Origin of the sequence: Pseudomonas sp. SK2 (genome assembly GCF_016772395.1) — a bacterium.
GTDB classification, from domain to species: Bacteria; Pseudomonadota; Gammaproteobacteria; order Pseudomonadales; family Pseudomonadaceae; genus Aquipseudomonas; species Aquipseudomonas taiwanensis.
In genome coordinates this window covers 3861713-3880909 of record NZ_CP061944.1, presented here as the reverse complement: position 1 = coordinate 3880909, position 19197 = coordinate 3861713, and the positions used below count along the sequence as shown (strand labels likewise).

The following is a 19197-nucleotide window of genomic DNA, read 5'->3' as shown; positions in this document are numbered from 1 at the left end:
CTGAGGTTACCTCCGTGTTCTCCCAATTCGCCCTGCACGAACGCCTGCTTAAAGCCGTGGCCGAGCTTAAATTTGTCGAGCCAACTCCGGTGCAGGCTGCGGCCATCCCCCTGGCCCTGCAAGGGCGCGACCTGCGTGTTACCGCACAGACCGGCAGCGGCAAGACCGCCGCGTTCGTCCTGCCGCTGCTTAACCGCCTGGTCGACCTGCGTGCGCCTCGGGTGGAGATCCGCTCGCTGATCCTGCTACCGACCCGTGAACTGGCCCAGCAGACCCTCAAGCAAGTGCAGCTGTTCTCCCAGTTCACCTACATCAAGTCGGGCCTGGTGACAGGCGGCGAAGACTTCAAGGAACAGGCCGCGCTGCTGCGCAAGGTGCCAGACGTGCTGGTCGGCACCCCGGGCCGTCTGCTCGAACACCTCAACGCCGGCAACCTCGACCTGTCTCATGTGCAGGTATTGGTGCTGGACGAGGCCGACCGCATGCTCGACATGGGCTTTGCCGAGGACATGGAGCGCCTGTGCAAGGAGTGCGAGAACCGCGAGCAGACCTTGCTGTTCTCCGCCACCACTGGCGGTGCGGCCCTGCGCGATGTCATTGGCAAGGTGCTCAAGGACCCGGAGCACCTGATGCTCAACAGCGTCTCGCAACTGGCCGAGGGCACTCGCCAACAGATCATCACCGCCGACCACGACCAGCACAAAGAGCAGATCGTTCAGTGGTTGCTGGCCAACGAGACCTTCGACAAGGCGATCATCTTCACCAATACCCGTGCGCTGGCCGACCGCATTTACGGCCACCTGGTGGCCAAGGATGTGAAGGCTTTCGTCCTGCACGGCGAGAAGGACCAGAAAGACCGCAAGCTGGCCATCGAGCGCTTCAAGCAGGGCAGTTCCAAGGTCTTGGTTGCCACCGATGTGGCGGCCCGCGGCCTGGACATCGAAGGCCTGGACCTGGTGATCAACTTCGACATGCCGCGCAGTGGTGACGAGTACGTTCACCGCGTGGGCCGCACTGGCCGTGCCGGTGGCGAAGGCCTGGCGATCTCGCTGATCACCCACAACGACTGGAACCTGATGTCGAGCATCGAACGCTACCTCAAGCAGCAGTTCGAGCGCCGTGTGATCAAGGAAGTGAAAGGCACCTACAACGGGCCGAAGAAGGTCAAGGCATCGGGCAAGGCGGCTGGTACCAAGAAGAAAAAGGTCGAGAAGAAGACTGGCGACAAGAAGGCCGCTGCCAAACGCAAGCCGGCCGCCAAGCCGAAGGCCAAGGCACCGCTGGCCAGCAGCGATGGCATGGCGCCGCTGAAAAAGCGCAAGCCTGTGGCTGAGTAACGCGGCTGCACTGACCTCTTCGCGGGTGGTTGGCAGCCGCAATGCTGAACTGCCACGATCCTGATCAGTGCGCGTTTACGGTAGGAGCGTGTTTACCCGCGATGAGGCCGGCTCTGCCGGCCCCGACCGTTACGATTCAGCCTTGTTCTGCGCCTCCTTGAGCTCCTTGATCCGCTTGTCGATCAGCTGACATTTATCGGGCAAGTCCTTGCTCGCCGTGCCCAGGTCCATTCCCTGTAGCTCGTCATTGATCTCTTTGGCCTTTTGCGGGTTCTGTTCGGTCAATCGGCTGACCAGCCCGGCCAGTTCCTCCCGTTTCTGAGTCGCTTCTTCCGGTGTGCAGGCCCAGGCGGGCAGGCTGCAGAACAGGGCAGTCGCACAAACGATGCGCAGCAGCGGTTTCATCCTTTCTCCCTCCGGCGATGGTGGTGCCCGGTGGAGGTATCTGCGCGGCGTTTAGTTCAGCGTCAACGACCGGTGGGTGTGCAAACGGTTGCCTCGGCTGTGGAGCACCGCCACTGATGCAGATAGCCCAAGGTCGTTTTAAGGGTGGCATGAGCGACCATTGAAATCCGATAATCGGTCTTCCGTGTCCACTGCCGAGTTCGAATCCATGACTTTCACAGCAACAGGATCGCGCCCATGAGCGCGACCCGCAAGAATCCCGACGCCTTCGCCTTCCAGGTCATGCTGGGGTTGTGCCTCATCTGGGGCTGCCAGCAAGTGCTGATCAAGACGGCGGCGGTCGACATCGCCCCGGTGATGCAGGCCGCCATGCGCAACTTCATTGCCGCGGTGCTGGTTGGCTTACTGGTCTGCTGGCGTGGTGGCTGGGAGCAGTTGGGAAGCACCTGGAAAGCCGGCGCGGTGGCGGGTGGGTTGTTTGGCCTGGAGTTCCTGTTCATCGCCGAGGGGCTCAAGCTGACTTCGGCGGCGCATATGTCGGTATTCCTCTACACCGCACCGGTATTTACCGCGTTGGGGCTGCATTTCAGGTTGGCCAGCGAGCGGCTGCGGTTGTTGCAGTGGCTGGGCATCCTGTTGGCGTTCGGCGGAATAGCCACCGCCTTTGCCGGTGGCATGTCGTTCGAGCAGATGGATGGACGCACCTTGTTGGGCGACGCCATGGGGGTACTGGCCGGACTGGCTTGGGGCGCGACCACGGTGGTGGTGCGCTGCTCTCGGTTGTCGGAGGCGCCCGCGACCCTGACGTTGTTCTATCAATTGGCAGTCGGCTGTGTCGGGTTGGTGCTGATCGCCTTGCTCAGTGGGCAAATCGCGGCAGTGACGTGGACCCCGTTGGCACTTGGTAGTGTGCTGTTCCAGGGGATCGTCGTGTCGTTCATCAGTTACCTCACCTGGTTCTGGTTGCTGCGCAAGTACCTGGCCTCGAACCTGGCGGTGTTCTCGTTCATCACCCCGTTGTTCGGGGTGACATTCGGGGTGGTGCTACTGGGTGAGCCATTGAGTGCCAATTTTGTACTGGGGGCTGTCATGGTCTTGCTGGGCGTGATCCTGGTGAGTGCCGAGCCGTGGGTGAAGCTGCAATTGCGCAAGTGGGTCGGGTAGCGGTTGGCGGTACGGGCTCCATCGCCGGCAAACCGGCTCCTAGAGGTATTCCGACTCGGGTCTTAGGAGGCTGTCTGGGCCTTCGGCGGGCAGGATGGCAGACGCCGGCCCTCCATCAGCACCAGTACCCCCGCCAGGCCCAGCCCCGTCGCTGCCAGCACCAGTGCTGGCGCCAGGCTGGCGCTGTAGTGGCTGCTGACCGCTGCCAGCAGAGGTCCGCTCAACTGGCCCAAGGCGAAGCACGCCGTGAGCAGACCGGCATTACGCTGCGTCGCTTGCGGCGCCAGCTCGCGGGAACGTTGCATCACCAGTTGCATGCAGGCCAGGAACGGGGTGCCGCACAGCACCACGCCCAGTGCCAGGCCGATTCCATCGCCCAGCAGGCATGCAAGCACACCGAACCCCTGCAACCAAAGCGTGGCCGTTAGCCAGGCCGAGGTCCGCCCAGGGCGACGCAAGCTCACCAGCAGCACCCCCAGTGCCGCGGCCAGGCCGAACGCTGGCCAGAACAGGTCGGCCATCCAGTGTCCGCGAAACTGCTGGCTGGCCATTTGCGACAAGAAGGTGGCCGGGAGGATGTATCCGATGCCATACAAGGCATAGACCAGGCCGAGTCGGCCAATGCCAGCGCTGCGGTTGGCTCCTGGTTGAGGCACCGCGGGCGCTAGCGCCGGTTGCAGCGCCTGGGGTAGCCAGGGCCGGGCGGCCAGCAACATGATCAGCGCAGCCACGGCATAGATCATCCACAACGCTGCCGAACCGAGTCCCGACAGGTGCGCAGCCAGTGCCAGCAGACCGGTCAGGGCGATCCCCAGGCCTGGCCCTGCGAACACCAGAGCCCCGTACCGTTGCTGCCCGTGCGCATTGGCGACCTGTTGGCTGAGGCTGGTGATCATCACCAGCACCCAGGCGCTGGCCACGCCGGTACCAAAGCGCAATGCCAAGTGGCTCCAGAACCCATCGGCGGCCCATGAGGCCAAGGTCAGCAGCACGCACAGCCACAGCCCGCCGTGCAGGCGCAGGCGAACCTGTGCAGGCTTGCGGGCGAACATCGCATCCACCGCGCCGAGGAAATAGCCCAGGTAGTTGGCGGCGGCAACCAGCCCGGCGGCGGTGAGGTCGAACTGGCCTTCGGCGATCAGTTGCGGCAGTTGCGGGGTGAGGGCGAAGCGGCCAATGCCCATGGCCATCATCAGGGCCACGGCACTGGCCAGCAGTTGTACGAGCGGCGACATGAGGATACTCCTGCGCGAATGTAAGCGATGGATGGCAGGGTAGGGCTGATTGACTTTCAATAAAATTGAATAATGATGATGAAGTTATTCTGTTTTGGAGAATGCAATGGAGTTCAGCCAATTGCGCATCTTCCAGGCTGTGGCCGAGGAAGGATCGGTGACCCGTGCCGCCGAGCGTCTGCATCGAGTGCCTTCGAACCTGTCCACGCGCCTGCGGCAACTCGAGGAGCAACTGGGTGTGGAGCTGTTCCTGCGCGAGCGCCAGCGCCTGCAACTGTCGCCCGCCGGTAAGGTGCTGCTGGACTACGCCAACCGCCTGGCTGCGTTGCATGACGAAGCGCTGTCGGCGGTGCAGGGCGGGCAGCCGGCCGGCGACTTCGTGCTGGGGACCATGTACAGCACGGCGGCCACCCATCTACCGGCGCTGCTGGCCCGCTATCACCAGGCCTACCCGGCGGTGAACCTGCAGGTACGAGCTGCACCCAGTGGCGAGTTGTTCGAAGGACTGCTTAGCCATCGCCTGGACGCCGCGCTGGTAGACGGCCCACTGAACCTGGCCGGGTTGGACGGTATACCGCTGTGCGAAGAAGAGTTGGTGCTGATCACCAGCCCGGAGCACCCCGTGGTGCACACCGCCAAGGACGTTGCTGGCAAGGCGGTGTTCACCTTCCGCCAGGGCTGCTCCTACCGCATGCGGCTGGAGGCGTGGTATGCCCATGCCCACACGCCGATGGGGCGCGTGATGGAGATCGAGTCGTACCAGAGCATGCTGGCATGCGTAATTGCCGGGGCAGGGGTGGCCATGATGGCCCGCTCGATGCTCGACAGCCTGCCAGGGCGCGACCGTGTGCGGGTGCACCGCTTGCAGGCGCCATTCGATGAGGCGGTCACCTGGTTGATGTGGCGTCAGGGCATGCGCGGCGCGAATTTAGAGGCGTGGATCGATTTGCAACAAAGCGAAACGATTAACCAGTCGTCGGAATACGGCATTTCGGCTTGATCCGGGTCAAACTGGCCCTTATCTGTAAGGGCAGAGGCATGCGTAATACAGGACATCGGACTATGATCTGTATGAAACATCGCAAGATTTGAAATTGCCGTGAGGCTGACCCGTAAAAGGGGGCATTTATGAACGACCGACTTTACAACTGGCTCCACGACCTCGCTGTCGCCTTGGGCTTGCTCCCTCCGCCGCTGCAGCCAGTGCCGATCCCGACCGACGAAGAACAACGCAAGCGCCAACCGCGTCGTCGCTGAATGAAAAAAAGGCCGCTGCATCACTTGCCGATGCCGCGGCCTTTTTGATTCTGGGGGGGCGTGGTGTTCGTAGTGGCCGTGTCGCCGGTCCCTGCAAGCACCAACCTTGCAGGAACCGGCTTTCCGGCGATCGCGGCCAACCCGCGTTACAGGCTCACGCCAGCTTTGCCGCCGCCACCGACTTGCGCGACATCAGGCTCACCACCACGAAGCTCACCAGACCGACGGCCAGGCTGTAGTAGATCGGCGTGTTGGCATCCAGACCATCCTTGAACATGAAGAACAGTGCGGTGGCAAAGCCCAGCGACATGCTGGCGATGGCCCCTGCGGTGGTCGCACGCTTCCAGAAGATGGCACCGATCAGCGGGATCAGCATGCCGCCGACCAGCAGGTTGTAGGCCAGGGTCAGGGCGCTGATCACATCGTTCACCGCCAGCGCGATAGCCAGTACCACCAGGCCAGTGAGCAGGGTGAACAGGCGGTTGACGCCCAGGCTCGACTGCTTGCCACCACGCAGTTTAGGCAGCAGGTCCTCGGTCAGGGTGGTCGAGGCAGCCAGCAGGCCGGCACTGGCGGTAGACATCATCGCGGCCAGGGCAGCCGCCATCAGCAGGCCACGAATGCCATCGGGCAACTGGCTCTTGATCATTTCGGCGAAGGCGTTGTTCGGGTTCGCCAGGTCCGGCATCAGCACATGGGCGGCCATGCCGATCAGCGCGCAGGCCAGGCCGTACAGCACGCAGTAGACACCAGCAGTGGTACCGGCGCGCTGGCAGACTTTCTCGTCCCGGGCGGTGAACACCCGCTGCCAGATGTCCTGGCCGATCAGGATGCCGAAGAAGTAAATCAGGAAGTAGGTGATGATGGTGTCCCAGCCGATGGTGGTCCAGCTGAAGCTGGCTGCCGGCAGCTTGGCTACCAGAGTGTCCCAACCACCGGCCTTGTACAGGCACACTGGCAGCAGGATGAACATCAGGCCTACGGTCTTGATCACGAACTGGACGATGTCGGTCAGGGTCAGCGACCACATGCCGCCGATGGTCGAATACACCACCACCACGCCACCACCGAACAGCAGGGCCATCCAGAACGGCACGTCGAGCAGCACCTGCAACACGGTGCCCATGGCCAGGGTCGAGGTGACGCCGATCATCAGCGCGTAGGCCAGCATGATCGCCGCGCTGGCCTGGCGCGCCATCGGGTTGTAGCGGCGCTCCAGAACCTGGGTCACGGTGAAGATCTTCAGGCGCAGCAGCGGTTTGGCGAGGAACAGGTTCAGGGCGATGATGCCCAGGCCCAAGGCTGCACACAGCCAGAAACCGGAGATACCGTGGACATAACCCAGGCGTACGGTGCCTACGGTCGAGGCGCCGCCGAGAACGGTGGTTGCCATGGTGCCCATGTACAGGGTCGGGCCGAGGTTGCGCCCGGCCACCAGGTAGTCTTCGTGGGTTTTTGCACGGCGCATGCCGTACCAGCCCAACCCGAGCATGCCGGCGGCATAGATCAGTACAACGATGATGTCCAAGGCCATTGGGGGTCTCCCGATTATCTTTATTATGGCGAGATCGACCACGCGGGCGGGTTCACGGCGCCCGGCGGTCTTGTCTTGTGTTGGCGGGCCTCTATGGCCCTCCCAGATGGCTCCTGCCAGTTCTATCAGTCCATCGCCGCGTGCTGTCCGCTCCCACGATCCAGCAGTGCAGCGTTGATCAGCGACGCACGACGCCCGGCAGCACGCAGAGCATTTCGAACAGCAGGTTGGCACCGAGCAACGAGGTGTTGCCGGTGGTGTCGTAAGGCGGGGAGACTTCGACGAGGTCACAGCCGATCAGGTCGAGGCCGTGGCAGCCGCGAATGATCTCCATCGCCTGGATGGTGGTCAAGCCGCCGATTTCCGGCGTGCCGGTACCTGGCGCCCAGGCCGGGTCGATACCGTCGATGTCGAACGACAGGTACACCGGGCCACCGCCGACCTTTTCACGCACCTCGGCCATGAGCGGTTCCAGCGATTTGTGCCAGCACTCTTCGGCCTGCACCACGCGAAAGCCCTGGCGACGGCTCCAGTTGAAGTCGTCGGCGGTGTAGCCTTGGGCGCGCAGGCCGATCTGCACCACGCGGTCGCAATCGAGCAGGCCTTCTTCCACGGCACGGCGGAACGTGGTGCCGTGGGCGATCTTCTCGCCGAACATGTGGTCGTTGACGTCAGCATGGGCATCGATGTGCACCAGGCCGATCTTGCCGTGCTTCTTGTGCAGTGCGCGCAGGATCGGCAGGGTGATGGTGTGGTCGCCGCCCAGGGTCAGCGGGATGATGTTGTGCTCGAGGAGTTCGTCGTAGGCCTCTTCGATGATGCGCACGGCGTCAAGCAGGTTGAAGGTGTTGATCGCTACGTCACCGATGTCGGCCACCGACAGCGAGTCGAACGGGGCGGCACCGGTGGCCATGTTGTACGGGCGGATCATCACCGACTCGGCGCGGATCTGCCGTGGGCCGAAACGGGTACCGGAGCGCAGCGAGGTGCCGATGTCCAGCGGTACGCCGATGAACGCGGCATCCAGGCCTTCGGCGCTTTGCAGGTGGGGAAGACGGAGCATGGTGGCGATGCCGCCGAAACGCGGCATTTCGTTGCCGCCCAGTGGTTGGTGGAGAATCTTGTCCACGGTGGGCCTCATCAGTCGGTCGATTGTTCTGTTTGTTCGAACCTGTGCCGCCGCGCGCCTCGATAGTGTGGTTCTGCTGGCGGGCAGGGACATTTCGGCCAAGTCTGCTCAAGGCTGTGCGCGGGAAGAATCGCTACCGGCAAATACTTACTTCAGGAATTTCTGAACTAATGGCCGCAAGACCGGTTAGACTGCGCGAAAATTCTCCTGCGGAACCGTTGCACCATGGCCTCGACACTGCCCGACCTGAAACTGCTGCGCATCTTCGTGAGCGTCGTGCGCCACCAGGGCTTCGCCAATGCCCAGCGTGAGCTGAACCTGTCGACATCAGCCATCAGCACCTACATGAGCCAACTGGAAGGGGCGTTGGGGATCGTGCTGTGTCACCGCGGGCGAGGCGGTTTCAGCCTGACCAGCAAGGGCGAGCTGTTCCATCAGGAGACATTGCGCCTGCTGGCCGAACTGGATGGATTCGAGCAATACGCCGCCGCCCTCAAGGGCGAACTGCGTGGCACGCTCAACCTGGGGGTGATCGACTCGACCGTCGGCGATCGGGCGCTGCCGTTGGCCGAAGCGATCGGCGCCTACAGCCAGGAGCACCCGGCGGTCCACCTGCACCTGTCGGTTTCCAGCCCTTACGAGCTGCAACTGGGGGTGCAGGACAACCGCCTGGACCTTGCCATTGGCGCCTTTTCGTCGCGCATGAGCGGCTTGGTCTACCAGCCGCTGTACCGCGAGCAGCACTGGCTGTACTGCAGCAGCCGACATCCGTTGTTCGCCGAACGGCGCATCCCCGAGCAGGTGGTGACCCAGCAGCGCATGGTCGGGCGTGGCTACTGGAGCCAGGCGGAGCTGGCCCGCCATGGCTTCAAGCACAGTGCGGCAACGGTAGAGAGCATGGAGGCGCAGCTGATTCTGATTCTCTCAGGCGCCTACATCGGTTACCTGCCCGAACATTACGCCCAGGCCTGGGTGGACAAAGGCGACCTGCGGGTATTGTCGCCGGCGACCTTTGGCTATCAGGCGCCATTTTCCTTGATCATTCGTCGCGGTCGCAGCCGCGAACCCTTGATCCAGACGTTCCGTGACCTGCTCAAGAGCCAGCTCATCGTCGGCTGAGTCAGACGACATTTCGGACATTCCGTCGGGACGAGCCATTTTCCTGCACAACCTGGCCACTACCATGGTGGCGCTCTGTTAAACCTCTACTTGCTTTGATGATTTTCCCCTTCATCTACACAAGCAAGGATCGCCCAAGATGCGCATGAATTTGCCCGTCACTGAGCATGAAAGAACTTTCCCCAGCGAACAGCGCCTGATCTCCACCACGGACCTAAACAGCCGAATCACCTACTGTAACGACGCCTTCGTAGCCATCAGCGGGTTCACCTACGATGAACTGGTCGGGCAACCGCACAACTTGGTGCGGCACCCGGACATGCCGCCTGCGGTCTTCGGGCATATGTGGGACACCATCAAGCAAGGCAAGCCCTGGATGGGCGTGGTCAAGAACCGCGCCAAGAACGGCGATTTCTACTGGGTCAGCGCCTATGTCACGGCGATTTACGAAAATGGCCGGGTCAGTGGTTATGAGTCGGTGCGCTCGGTGCCTACCCGTGAGCAGATCCGCCGCGCCGAAGCGCTGTATGCGCGACTGCGCGCAGGCCGTTCGCCCGTGTCGTGGGCGGCGCGTTTGGGGCATGGGTTGGGGCATGGCTGGCCATTGATCGGAGCCGGCGTGCTCTCGGCTGCCGGTTACCTCTGGTTGCCCACCTACGCCGCATTAGGTGTTCTGATGGCCAGCCTGCTGGTTGCCTGGTACTGGGTCGAGCATCGACAAAACCTGGCCATACGCCGCACCCTGGACGAGCATCCCAAGGCCTTTACCAGCCCGTTGGTGGCGTTGACCTACAGTGACAATCCAGGGCTGCAGGGGCAGCTGGACCTGGCAATCATCAGCGAGGAGGCGCGCCTGCAGACCGCCTTGACCCGGCTGGTGGATGCCGGGGTCGGGGTCAAGTCACGGGCGGCCCAGTCCGCCGACCTGTCCGATGCCCAGGCGCAGATGCTCGACCGCCAGCGTAGCGAAACCGACCAGTCGGCCACGGCCATCGCGCAGATGGCCGCGACCATCCAGGAGGTCACCCATAACGTGCAAAGCACCGCCCATGCCGCCGGCGATGCCGACCAGCTGGCCCAACAGGGCAGCGAGCTGGCGCAGCAGAGCCTCAAGGCCATGGGCAGCATGAGCGTTGCGGTAAGCGACATCGGCCAGGCCGTCAATGCCCTCGCCGAGCAGACCCAGAGCATCGGCAGCGTGGTGGACACCATCACCTCGATCGCCGAGCAGACCAACCTGCTGGCGCTCAATGCGGCCATCGAGGCGGCCCGCGCTGGCGAGCAAGGCCGGGGGTTCGCCGTGGTGGCCGATGAGGTGCGCTCCCTGGCCCAACGCACGCGGTCGTCCACGGATGAAATCCACCACATCATCGCGTCGCTACGAGCTGGCGCCGAACGCGCGGTGAGCACCGCCAGTCGTGGCGAGCAAATTTCCCGTGACAGTATGCAGAGCGTCGAAGCGGTGCAGTCTGCGTTGGCCGGGATTGTCCAGGCGGTCAGCCGCATCACCGGTATGAGTCAGCAGATGGCAACCGCGTCGGAGCAGCAAAGCCACGTCGCCGAAGACATCAACCAGCAGATCGTGCGTATCGCCCAGTTGTGTGACCAGAGCGCCGGGCAGGCCAAGCAAGGTGCCGAGATCAGCCAGGACCTCGAACGCATGGCCGAATACCTGCACAGTCTGGCGGAGCGTTTCAACCGCTGAACCCACGACTCTCCCACAGGGATGTGGGCCTTTTATCGGGTGGCTATGGCACACTGGCGCCAGCCAGGAGAACCCGATGTCCAGACCCCGCTGCGAACGCTGCCTGCGTCCGCAAGACCATTGCCTTTGCTCACTGATCCCTCATCTCGACAGCCGCACCCGCGTCCTGGTGTTGCAGCACGCGAGCGAAACCACCCACGCCCTCAATACAGCCCGATTTGTCGCATTGGGGCTGGCGAACGCCCAATTACGGGTCGGCGAGGTGTTCGAGGATCTGGCCGATTTGCTCGCCACTCCCGGTTACCGGCCGGTAATACTGTTTCCAGGGGATGGCGCCGAAGCGCTGAGCGCCTATGGCGATGCACAGGACACGCCGCTGCTGCTGATCGTTCCGGACGGTACCTGGCGCAAGGCGCGCAAGCTGCTCTACCTCAACCCATTGCTGCAGGCCTTGCCGCGTGTGACGCTGGGGCAGGTGACGCCTTCACGCTACCGGTTGCGCAAGGCGCCGGAGCCTGGGGCGCTGTCGACCATCGAGGCGGTGGTGCAGGCGTTGAATGCACTGGAAGCACCAGAGTGTTTCGACCCGTTGCTGCAACCGTTCGAGGCACTGATCGAAGGGCAGATAGCTGCAATGGGCCGGGAGACATTCCAGCGCAACCATGGTCAAGACCAATAGGCCAGGAGCGCGCCTGAAGGCGCCGGCTTGCCGGCGATAAGCGGCCCACTTACTACTTGCATTCCAAGGCCTGTATTCCCTGTTTTGGTTCACGCCTTATTCAATACGCTACAACGAGCCCTTATTGAGTGCGTTTACCTTGACAACCTAGGTGAACCTGCACCGCGAGAGGCCACGGTTTGCGGGGTGGCGCCTGTTTCGGCATCGCTATTGCTAGGTAACGACTGCAGGGATAACAGTTGTACTTAGTGTGTGGGGAGTTGCGTATGCCTCGGGCCTTTTTCAATGAAATGTATGATGCGGCCGGTGAGTGTCGTCCGCATTATCAAGAGTTTGCGCGTTGGCTGGCGAATACCCCCTTGGAGTTGCTCGATCAGCGTCGTCGTGAAGCGGACTTATTGTTTCATCGCGCAGGCATTACGTTCACGTTGTATGGGGATGAACAAGGCACCGAGCGGTTGATTCCGTTCGATATCATTCCTCGCAGTATCAAGGCCAGTGAATGGCGAACCGTGGAGCGCGGTTGTATCCAGCGTGTCCAGGCACTGAACCTGTTCCTTGACGATATCTACCACGGGCAACGGATTCTCAAGGAGGGCATCATTCCACCCGAGCAGGTCCTGGCGAACGATGGTTACCAGGTGGCCATGCAAGGCCTGGATTTGCATCGCGGTATTTATGCCCACATCGCCGGCGTCGACCTGGTGCGTGATGGCGATGGCAGTTACTACGTACTGGAAGATAACTTGCGAACCCCAAGCGGCGTGAGCTACATGCTCGAAGACCGCAAGATGATGATGCGTCTGTTCCCCGAGTTGTTCGCTGCTCAACGCGTCGCAGCCATCGACCATTATCCCAACTTGTTGCTCGATACCCTGAAGAGTTCGAGCCCGCTGGATAACCCGACAACCGTTGTACTGACCCCCGGTCGATTCAATAGCGCCTACTTCGAACACGCTTTCCTGGCCCGTGAAATGGGTGTGGAATTGGTCGAAGGCGCTGACCTGTTCGTGCGCGACAACCATGTCTTCATGCGCACGACTTCTGGTCCGCGTGCGGTCGATGTCATCTACCGACGCCTCGACGATGCCTACCTCGACCCGCTGTCCTTCAATCCCGACTCCCTGCTTGGCGTGCCAGGGCTCGTTACGGCCTACCGTGCCGGCAATGTGGTGCTGGCCAACGCGGTGGGTACCGGGGTGGCTGATGACAAGTCGATCTACCCCTACGTCGACGACATGATCCGCTTTTACCTTTCAGAGGAGCCGATTCTCAAGAATGTGCCGACCTGGCAGTGCCGCAAGCCTGCCGAACTGTCCCATGTGCTGGCCAACCTGCCGGAACTGGTGGTCAAGGAGACCCAGGGCTCGGGCGGTTACGGCATGTTGGTCGGGCCGGCCGCGAGCAGAGCGGAGATCGAAGAGTTCCGTGCCAGGATCAAGGCCCGGCCGGAGGCTTACATCGCCCAACCGACGCTGTGTCTGTCGACCTGCCCAACCTTCGTGGAAAACGGCATCTCGCCAAGGCACATCGACTTGCGCCCGTTCGTGCTGTCAGGCAAGGAAACCCGCCTGGTGCCAGGCGGATTGACGCGGGTGGCCTTGCGCGAAGGCTCGCTGGTGGTGAACTCGTCCCAGGGCGGCGGCACCAAGGACACCTGGGTTGTGGAGGACTGAATCATGCTTTCAAGGACTGCCTCGGACCTGTATTGGATGTCCCGTTACCTTGAGCGCGCGGAGAACCTGGCGCGCATGCTCGAGGTCAGCTATTCGCTTTCGCTGATGCCCCAGGCTGGGCGCAGCGATGGGCGGCCTGAGCTGGCGATGTCATTGCTGGCAGCGGGCACGCTGGACGACTACAACCGCCGTTACGGCGAGCTCAATGTCGAGCACATGCTGCATTTCTTCGCCCTGGACGAGACCAACCCCGGCAGCATCTATTGCTGTCTGCGGGCCGCGCGCAGCAATGCACACGCGGTGCGTGGGCGAATTACCGCCGACATGTGGGAGAACATCAACGCCACTTGGCTGGAGATGCGCAACATCGCCAACAAAGGCCTGGCACGCTACGGTATCAACCACTTCTGCGAATGGGTCAAGGAGCGGTCGCACCTGTTCCGGGGTGCCACCGCTGGCACCATCATGCGCAATGAGGCCTATGGGTTCATCCGCCTGGGCACCTTCCTGGAGCGGGCGGACAACACCCTGCGTTTGCTCGACGCGCGCTACGAAATGTTCGGCGAGGAATCGGAAGAAGTCAGCGACAACTCCGCACGCGGCTACTACCAATGGAGCGCCTTGCTGCGCGCGCTGTCCTCCTTTGAAGCGTTCAACGAAATCTACCGCTGCGCACCGGCGGCCGAGCAGGTCTCCGAAATGCTATTGCTGCGCGCGGATGTACCACGCTCGCTGCATGCCTGCGTCGAGGAGCTGGCGCAGTTGCTGGCCGGTTTGCCGGGTGAAAACGGGCGTCCGGCGCAACGTCTGGCAGCCGAACTCAGTGCCCGTCTGCGCTTCACTGGTATCGAAGAGATCCTTGAGTCTGGGCTGCATCAGTGGTTGACCCACTACATCGGCCAGATCAATCACTTGGGACAGAACGTTCACGAATCCTACCTGGAGGTAGTATGAGACTGTCTATCCGCCACGACACCACCTACCACTACTCCAACGACGTGTGCATGAGCATCCAGTTGCTGCGCCTCACACCCAAGAGCAGTGAACGCCAGCAGATACTGGAATGGCATCTGGATCTGCCACGTCCGGTAGGTAGCCAGCTGGATCCCTATGGCAATGTCCTGCATTTGCTGACCATCGACGAACCCCATGACGCCCTGATGCTCAGTGCCCATGGGGACGTGGACATCGACCAGACGCTGGAAGTGGAGCACGACACGCAGTCCGCGCTGCCATTTCTGCGTTCGAGCAAACTGACCGCCATCGACGATGCACTGCGGGGCTTCGCCATTCGACACTGTGGCGCCAGACGCGACCGGACGGCGCTGATCGATCTGATGAACGGGTTGGCCGATCACATTGCCTACACCCCTGGCGCAACGGCGGTGGACACGGTGGCGGCGGAAGCCTTCGCCAACCGCGCCGGCGTCTGTCAGGACCATACCCATGCGTTCCTGGCCTGCGCGCGTAGCCTGGGCATCCCTGCGCGCTACGTGTCGGGCTACCTGTGCACCGAGGACGAAAGCCACCTGGCAAGCCACGCCTGGGCCGAAGCCTGGCTGGGCGATGGCTGGTACAGCTTCGATGTCACCAACCGCCTGGCCAGGCCGGAACGGCACCTGAAGCTGGCGGTGGGGCATGATTATCTCGATGCCTGCCCGGTGCGTGGCATGCGCCGTGGCGGCGGGGCGGAGTCGATGCTGGCGCGGGTGCAGGTCAGCTCGCTACCACAGGCACAACAGCAATGACCTATTGCGTTGCGATGCACCTGGCGGACGGGTTGGTCTTCATATCGGACTCACGGACCAATGCCGGAATCGACCAGATCTCCACGTTCCGGAAGTTGTTCGTGTTCAATGTGCCGGGTGAGCGCCTGATCGTGCTGCAAACGGCCGGCAACCTTGCGACCTCGCAGTCGGTGGTGAGTTTGCTCAGGCAGCGTTGTGACAGTGAGGGCGCGCATCTGTTGAACGTACCGACGCTGTACGACGCCACGGCGCTGGTGGCCGACACCATTCGAGAGGTGATCAACCGGGACTGCACCAAGCTGTCTGGCAAGGTGGACCTGAGCTGTTCGTTCCTGGTGGGGGGGCAGATCCTGGGCCAGCCCATGGGCGTGTACAACATCTATCCGCAAGGCAACTTCATCCAGGCAACGGAGGACACGCCGTTCATGCAGCTGGGCGAGAGCAAGTACGGCAGGCCGATACTCGATCGCAACCTGCTCTACCACACGCCGCTGGGCGAGGCACTGCGCTGCGGCCTGATCTCGTTCGACTCGACCATGCGCAGCAACCTGTCGGTGGGTATGCCGCTGGATCTGCTGGTGTACCGCAAAGACTGCCTGGATGAGGTGAAATGCCACCGTATCACGGCCCATGACCCTTACTTTCAGCGTATCCGGTCGCAATGGTCCGATGGCTTGCGGGATTTGCTCGCAGCGTTGCCGGACCCGCCTGCGGCATACGTCCAGTAGAGCCTGGGCCGGTTCCTGCATGCAGCGCTGTAGGAGCCGGCCTGCGGGCGACTCAACGCTCGCGCATCGCCTCTGTCCGCGCCTTGAGCACTGGCTTCAAGAGATAGTCCAGCACGCTTTTCCGGCCGGTGATGATGTCCACCGTGGCCACCATCCCCGGGATGATCCGCAACGGTTTGTTGTCCCTGCCGAGGTGATTCTGCTCGGTACGAACCTGGATCAGGTAGAACGCATTGCCCTTGTCATCGGTCACCGTGTCGGCACTGATCAGCCCGAGCTTGGCCTTCAACCCACCGTAAATCGTGTAGTCATAGGCACTGAACTTGACCATCGCCGGCTGCCCCGGATGCAGGAACGCCACATCCTGCGGCCGCACCCTGGCCTCGATCAGCAGGTTGTCCTCGACCGGCACGATCTCCACCAGGTCACTGCCCGGCTGCACCACGCCGCCAATGGTGTTGACCTCGAACGCATGGCCGAATACCTGCATAGTCTGGCGGAGCGGTTTAACCGTTGAGGCCGTTGGGGCTGCTTGGCAGCCCATCGCCGGCAAAGCGGGCCCAGCATATCGGCATATGGCAAAATACTCCGCCAACGGAGAACACCATGCCCAGACCTCGCTGCGAACGCTGCCAGCGCCCGCTTGACCATTGCCTCTGCCCACTGATTCCCAGCCTCGACAGCCGCACCCGCGTGGCCCTGCTGCAGCATCCCAGTGAAACCGACCACGCGCTGAACACCGCGCGACTGGCCGCCTTGGGCCTGGTCAATGCCGAGCTGCGGGTTGGGGAAGTGTTCGCCGATCTTGCCGAGCTGTTGGCCAAACCGGGCTATCGGCCCGTGCTGCTGTTCCCGGGCGAGCAGGCACAAGCGCTGGCAGCCTACGATGAAACGGACGATAGGCCATTCATGCTGATCGTCCCCGACGGCACCTGGCGCAAGGCCCGTAAGCTGCTGTACATGAACCCGTTGCTGGAGGCGCTGCCCAGGGTGACACTGGCCGAGGTCGCGCCCTCTCGCTACCGCCTGCGCAAGGCACCGGAGCCGGGCGCGGTGTCGACCATCGAGGCAGTGGCACAGGCGTTGAACGTGCTGGAGCAGCCAGCCAGTTTCGATGAGCTGCTACGACCATTCGAGGCGTTGATCGAAGGGCAGATCAAGGCGATGGGTGTTGATGTATTCGAGCGAAATCATGGTTGCTCAAGCAGCACGCCGCCCCGATCATGAAATGCGACTTCCCATGACAAGGACGGTCGTGCCTCTGGCTGACGGCCTCAGGGCATCATTTTTTCAATGCCAAGCTGATGCCTTCGTCGTCGCTCTCGTATCGGCAAATGATTGAGGTCGTGGTCTCTTTCTGATTTAGCAGTTTGAATTCATCGGCCTTCGATTCTTTTGCATTGGGTGTGAAACCCGACCATTGACCATCCTCATTCGTGGCGCTGTAAGCGATCCCATCCATGTCGTCTTGTGTATCAGCTTTTTGGCTGATGCTGGATGGCTCCGGACATGTAGCCGCAAGTGCGTTCCCCACAGCCAGAACGCCTGCAATACCTACAATCGCAAAAAATCGCATGTGATCTGCTCCTTCAGGTAATTGGAGCCTTCAGGATGTAATCCTTCGCCATTTGTTTCTACTGGCAAAAATGCTAGGCCTTCAGCAACACGACACGGCAGCAAGGCTGCCGTTATCAGGAGTGGAGAGGGCGAATTCCCACAGGTTTTGTGGCTAATAGAAGAGGACTTGCCGCTTGCGGTTCCCGGGCCAATCACTCCTGTGGAGGCTCCACTGTCCGCCGTGTTTGCTCGTTTCGATATTGAGGTGGGCGCAACCGCTTTTCATCAGTCTTCAGTCATGCATCAAGGCGGCCAGCCTAACTGGCACAGGAGAGACTCGCCCGAAACAGACTGTGGGAGCCTTGCTCGCGATGCTCTTTTTGTTCGCCGATATGGGGCCGGTGTAGGATCAAGCGCCGCTTACGCGACGCATCGCGAGCAAGGCTCGCTCCTACGGTTGTTTCACACCAATCAAGGTAGGGGCGGGCTTGCCCGCGATGCGCCGCGCCGGCGGCGCTCGATCTCACAGGCGCTGAAAATGTGGCGACATCACGCAATCCAAACCCTTCACCGCTCGCGTAGCGCCTCGGTCCGTGCCTTGAGCACCGGCTTGAGCAGATAATCCAGCACGCTTTTCTGGCCGGTGATGATGTCCACCGTGGCCACCATCCCCGGGATGATCAGCAACGGTTTGTTGTCCCCACCCAAGTGATTTTTGTCGGTGCGCACCTGGATCAGGTAGAACGCATTGCCCTTGTCATCGGTCACCGTGTCGGCACTGATCAGCTCGAGCTTGGCCTTCAACCCACCGTAAATCGTGTAGTCATAGGCACTGAACTTGACCATCGCCGGCTGCCCCGGATGCAGGAACGCCACATCCTGCGGCCGCACCCTGGCCTCGATCAGCAGGTTGTCCTCGATCGGCACGATCTCCACCAGGTCACTGCCCGGCTGCACCACGCCGCCAATGGTGTTGACCTTGAGCAGCTTGACGATACCACGCACCGGCGACACCACGGTGGTGCGGTTGACCCGGTCGTCGATGGCGATGCTGGTGGCGGTGATCTTCGACAGTTCAGTGCGTTTGTCGTTGAGCTCCTTGGCTGCTTCGGAGCGGAAGGTGGCGTCGGACTCCTGGATCTTGCTCTTGATTTCCGCCACCGCCGCCTCCGCCCGGGGAATGGCCAGGCTGGTGGCATTGAGCTGGCCGCGCGCCTCGACGGTACGTTGTTTCAGACGCAGGATTTCCACCGGCGAGATCGCCCCAGTGCCCACCAGCGGTGTCGACATGTTCAGCTCCTGCTGCAATAGGCCCAGGGCCGAGCGGTACTGTTCGACCTTCGAGCGGAATTCGGCGAGCTCCTGGGTCTTTTGCCGCAGCTGTTCGTTGAGCGTCTGTTTTTCGCTGGCCAGGCGCCGTTGGCGGGATTCATACAGCGCGATTTCGTCTTCGGCAACTTGCGGAGCCTTGGCCCGCACTTCATCCGACAGCTCGAAGGGGCGCCCCTCGGACTCGGCGGCGAGGCGCTCGACCTGGGCGGTCAACGCATACCGATCCGCTTCGCTCTCGCCTTTGTTCGACTTGAAACGGGTGTCATCCAGGCGCAGCAGGGTGGCGCCTTTCTCGACCATTTGACCTTCACGTACGAAGATCTCGGTGACGATACCGCCTTCCAGGTTCTGCACGACCTGTACCTTGCTCGACGGGATAGCCTTGCCTTCGCCTACCGTCACTTCATCGAGCACCGCCAGGCTGGCCCAGGCCAACGCCACCAGCAGCAGTGCGGCGGCCAGCCACACGGTCAGGCGCGACAGGCGGGGTGAGTCCTGCAAAGTGGCGCCGGCCAGCTCCGGCATATAGTCGCGCTCGGCTCGTTTGTCGTTGCCCTGGTTGCTGCGCACGCTTTGCATGAGAGGCATGGTG

The 19197-nt window shown here is 62.1% G+C and carries 17 protein-coding genes and 3 pseudogenes; 13 read left to right on the top strand and 7 right to left on the bottom strand.

Features of this window, described 5'->3' with window-relative positions:
- Positions 1 to 14 precede the first annotated feature (14 nt).
- Positions 15 to 1337, top strand: coding sequence for a DEAD/DEAH box helicase (locus IF103_RS17375; RefSeq protein WP_023381656.1), 1323 nt, complete (start codon positions 15 to 17; stop codon positions 1335 to 1337).
- A 129-nt stretch (positions 1338 to 1466) separates the two neighbouring features.
- Here the strand turns inward: IF103_RS17375 and IF103_RS17370 are convergent, their stop codons facing one another.
- On the bottom strand, positions 1467 to 1742 hold the full coding sequence (locus tag IF103_RS17370) for a hypothetical protein (RefSeq protein ID WP_023381655.1): 276 nt from the start codon (positions 1740 to 1742) through the stop codon (positions 1467 to 1469).
- Positions 1743 to 1979: 237 nt separating this feature from the next.
- Between IF103_RS17370 and IF103_RS17365 the strand changes: the two genes are divergently transcribed.
- Positions 1980 to 2906 (top strand): DMT family transporter, encoded by a 927-nt coding sequence (locus IF103_RS17365; RefSeq protein WP_023381654.1) that lies wholly within the window; start codon positions 1980 to 1982, stop codon positions 2904 to 2906.
- A gap of 62 nt (positions 2907 to 2968) precedes the next feature.
- On the opposite strand, the gene IF103_RS17360 is transcribed toward IF103_RS17365, so the two are convergent.
- The gene (locus IF103_RS17360) at positions 2969 to 4141 is read right to left on the bottom strand and encodes an MFS transporter (protein WP_023381653.1); all 1173 of its coding nucleotides are present in this window, start codon (positions 4139 to 4141) and stop codon (positions 2969 to 2971) included.
- A 106-nt stretch (positions 4142 to 4247) separates the two neighbouring features.
- Here IF103_RS17360 and ptrR point away from each other — a divergent pair, with 106 nt between their 5' ends.
- Both ptrR and IF103_RS25135 read left to right on the top strand, forming a co-directional pair.
- Positions 4248 to 5141 (top strand): putrescine utilization regulator PtrR, encoded by an 894-nt coding sequence (ptrR, locus tag IF103_RS17355; protein ID WP_023381652.1) that lies wholly within the window; start codon positions 4248 to 4250, stop codon positions 5139 to 5141.
- Between the two features lie 128 nt (positions 5142 to 5269).
- Positions 5270 to 5398, top strand: coding sequence for a PA1414 family protein (locus IF103_RS25135; protein WP_023381651.1), 129 nt, complete (start codon positions 5270 to 5272; stop codon positions 5396 to 5398).
- A 154-nt stretch (positions 5399 to 5552) separates the two neighbouring features.
- On the opposite strand, the gene IF103_RS17350 is transcribed toward IF103_RS25135, so the two are convergent.
- Positions 5553 to 6932: a sodium:solute symporter family protein gene (locus IF103_RS17350; RefSeq protein WP_023381650.1), complete on the bottom strand. Its 1380-nt coding sequence runs from the start codon at positions 6930 to 6932 to the stop codon at positions 5553 to 5555.
- A gap of 178 nt (positions 6933 to 7110) precedes the next feature.
- Positions 7111 to 8061 carry an agmatinase gene (speB, locus tag IF103_RS17345; RefSeq protein WP_023381649.1) on the bottom strand — a complete coding sequence of 317 codons (951 nt, stop codon included), beginning with the start codon at positions 8059 to 8061 and terminating at the stop codon, positions 7111 to 7113.
- Positions 8062 to 8286: 225 nt separating this feature from the next.
- Between speB and IF103_RS17340 the strand changes: the two genes are divergently transcribed.
- The 8 genes and pseudogenes from IF103_RS17340 (at position 8287) to IF103_RS17310 (ending at position 15716) form a co-directional block, all read left to right on the top strand.
- The gene (locus IF103_RS17340; RefSeq protein WP_023381648.1) at positions 8287 to 9180 is read left to right on the top strand and encodes a LysR family transcriptional regulator; all 894 of its coding nucleotides are present in this window, start codon (positions 8287 to 8289) and stop codon (positions 9178 to 9180) included.
- 139 nt (positions 9181 to 9319) lie between these two features.
- A pseudogene (locus tag IF103_RS25450) lies at positions 9320 to 9625 on the top strand (PAS domain-containing protein); the annotation flags it as partial.
- Positions 9626 to 9910: 285 nt separating this feature from the next.
- Positions 9911 to 10885: pseudogene (locus IF103_RS25445) on the top strand (methyl-accepting chemotaxis protein); the annotation flags it as partial.
- Between the two features lie 76 nt (positions 10886 to 10961).
- Positions 10962 to 11564, top strand: a complete 603-nt coding sequence (locus IF103_RS17330) for a tRNA-uridine aminocarboxypropyltransferase (RefSeq protein WP_023381646.1) — start codon at positions 10962 to 10964, stop codon at positions 11562 to 11564.
- Between the two features lie 266 nt (positions 11565 to 11830).
- Positions 11831 to 13240 carry a circularly permuted type 2 ATP-grasp protein gene (locus IF103_RS17325; RefSeq protein ID WP_023381645.1) on the top strand — a complete coding sequence of 470 codons (1410 nt, stop codon included), beginning with the start codon at positions 11831 to 11833 and terminating at the stop codon, positions 13238 to 13240.
- 3 nt (positions 13241 to 13243) lie between these two features.
- Positions 13244 to 14194: an alpha-E domain-containing protein gene (locus IF103_RS17320; RefSeq protein ID WP_023381644.1), complete on the top strand. Its 951-nt coding sequence runs from the start codon at positions 13244 to 13246 to the stop codon at positions 14192 to 14194.
- Positions 14191 to 14988 carry a transglutaminase family protein gene (locus IF103_RS17315; protein ID WP_023381643.1) on the top strand — a complete coding sequence of 266 codons (798 nt, stop codon included), beginning with the start codon at positions 14191 to 14193 and terminating at the stop codon, positions 14986 to 14988. The genes IF103_RS17320 and IF103_RS17315 overlap by 4 nt, the downstream gene beginning before the upstream one ends.
- The gene (locus tag IF103_RS17310; protein ID WP_023381642.1) at positions 14985 to 15716 is read left to right on the top strand and encodes a proteasome-type protease; all 732 of its coding nucleotides are present in this window, start codon (positions 14985 to 14987) and stop codon (positions 15714 to 15716) included. The genes IF103_RS17315 and IF103_RS17310 overlap by 4 nt, the downstream gene beginning before the upstream one ends.
- 52 nt (positions 15717 to 15768) lie before the next feature.
- Here the strand turns inward: IF103_RS17310 and IF103_RS17305 are convergent.
- Positions 15769 to 16182: pseudogene (locus IF103_RS17305) on the bottom strand (beta-barrel domain-containing protein); the annotation flags it as partial.
- 140 nt (positions 16183 to 16322) lie between these two features.
- Between IF103_RS17305 and IF103_RS17300 the strand changes: the two are divergent.
- Positions 16323 to 16943 (top strand): tRNA-uridine aminocarboxypropyltransferase, encoded by a 621-nt coding sequence (locus IF103_RS17300; RefSeq protein ID WP_023381640.1) that lies wholly within the window; start codon positions 16323 to 16325, stop codon positions 16941 to 16943.
- 55 nt (positions 16944 to 16998) lie between these two features.
- Here the strand turns inward: IF103_RS17300 and IF103_RS17295 are convergent, their stop codons facing one another.
- Positions 16999 to 17292, bottom strand: a complete 294-nt coding sequence (locus IF103_RS17295) for a DUF3757 domain-containing protein (protein WP_023381639.1) — start codon at positions 17290 to 17292, stop codon at positions 16999 to 17001.
- 548 nt (positions 17293 to 17840) lie between these two features.
- Entirely contained in the window at positions 17841 to 19193 is a 1353-nt protein-coding gene (locus IF103_RS17290; protein WP_081669692.1) for an HlyD family type I secretion periplasmic adaptor subunit, read from the bottom strand.
- Positions 19194 to 19197 lie beyond the last annotated feature (4 nt).

Excerpts from the sequence above, each read along its gene's own strand:
- IF103_RS17310 (WP_023381642.1), top strand. The coding sequence starts at position 14,985 with ATGACCTATTGCGTTGCGATGCACCTGGCGGACGGGTTGGTCTTCATA.
- IF103_RS17340 (WP_023381648.1), top strand. The coding sequence starts at position 8,287 with ATGGCCTCGACACTGCCCGACCTGAAACTGCTGCGCATCTTCGTGAGC.
- IF103_RS17290 (WP_081669692.1), bottom strand. The coding sequence starts at position 19,193 with ATGCCTCTCATGCAAAGCGTGCGCAGCAACCAGGGCAACGACAAACGA.
- IF103_RS17360 (WP_023381653.1), bottom strand. The coding sequence starts at position 4,141 with ATGTCGCCGCTCGTACAACTGCTGGCCAGTGCCGTGGCCCTGATGATG.
- IF103_RS17315 (WP_023381643.1), top strand. The coding sequence starts at position 14,191 with ATGAGACTGTCTATCCGCCACGACACCACCTACCACTACTCCAACGAC.
- IF103_RS17330 (WP_023381646.1), top strand. The coding sequence starts at position 10,962 with ATGTCCAGACCCCGCTGCGAACGCTGCCTGCGTCCGCAAGACCATTGC.
- IF103_RS17295 (WP_023381639.1), bottom strand. The coding sequence starts at position 17,292 with ATGCGATTTTTTGCGATTGTAGGTATTGCAGGCGTTCTGGCTGTGGGG.
- IF103_RS17350 (WP_023381650.1), bottom strand. The coding sequence starts at position 6,932 with ATGGCCTTGGACATCATCGTTGTACTGATCTATGCCGCCGGCATGCTC.
- IF103_RS25135 (WP_023381651.1), top strand. The coding sequence starts at position 5,270 with ATGAACGACCGACTTTACAACTGGCTCCACGACCTCGCTGTCGCCTTG.
- IF103_RS17365 (WP_023381654.1), top strand. The coding sequence starts at position 1,980 with ATGAGCGCGACCCGCAAGAATCCCGACGCCTTCGCCTTCCAGGTCATG.
- IF103_RS17300 (WP_023381640.1), top strand. The coding sequence starts at position 16,323 with ATGCCCAGACCTCGCTGCGAACGCTGCCAGCGCCCGCTTGACCATTGC.
- ptrR (WP_023381652.1), top strand. The coding sequence starts at position 4,248 with ATGGAGTTCAGCCAATTGCGCATCTTCCAGGCTGTGGCCGAGGAAGGA.
- IF103_RS17370 (WP_023381655.1), bottom strand. The coding sequence starts at position 1,742 with ATGAAACCGCTGCTGCGCATCGTTTGTGCGACTGCCCTGTTCTGCAGC.
- IF103_RS17325 (WP_023381645.1), top strand. The coding sequence starts at position 11,831 with ATGCCTCGGGCCTTTTTCAATGAAATGTATGATGCGGCCGGTGAGTGT.
- IF103_RS17320 (WP_023381644.1), top strand. The coding sequence starts at position 13,244 with ATGCTTTCAAGGACTGCCTCGGACCTGTATTGGATGTCCCGTTACCTT.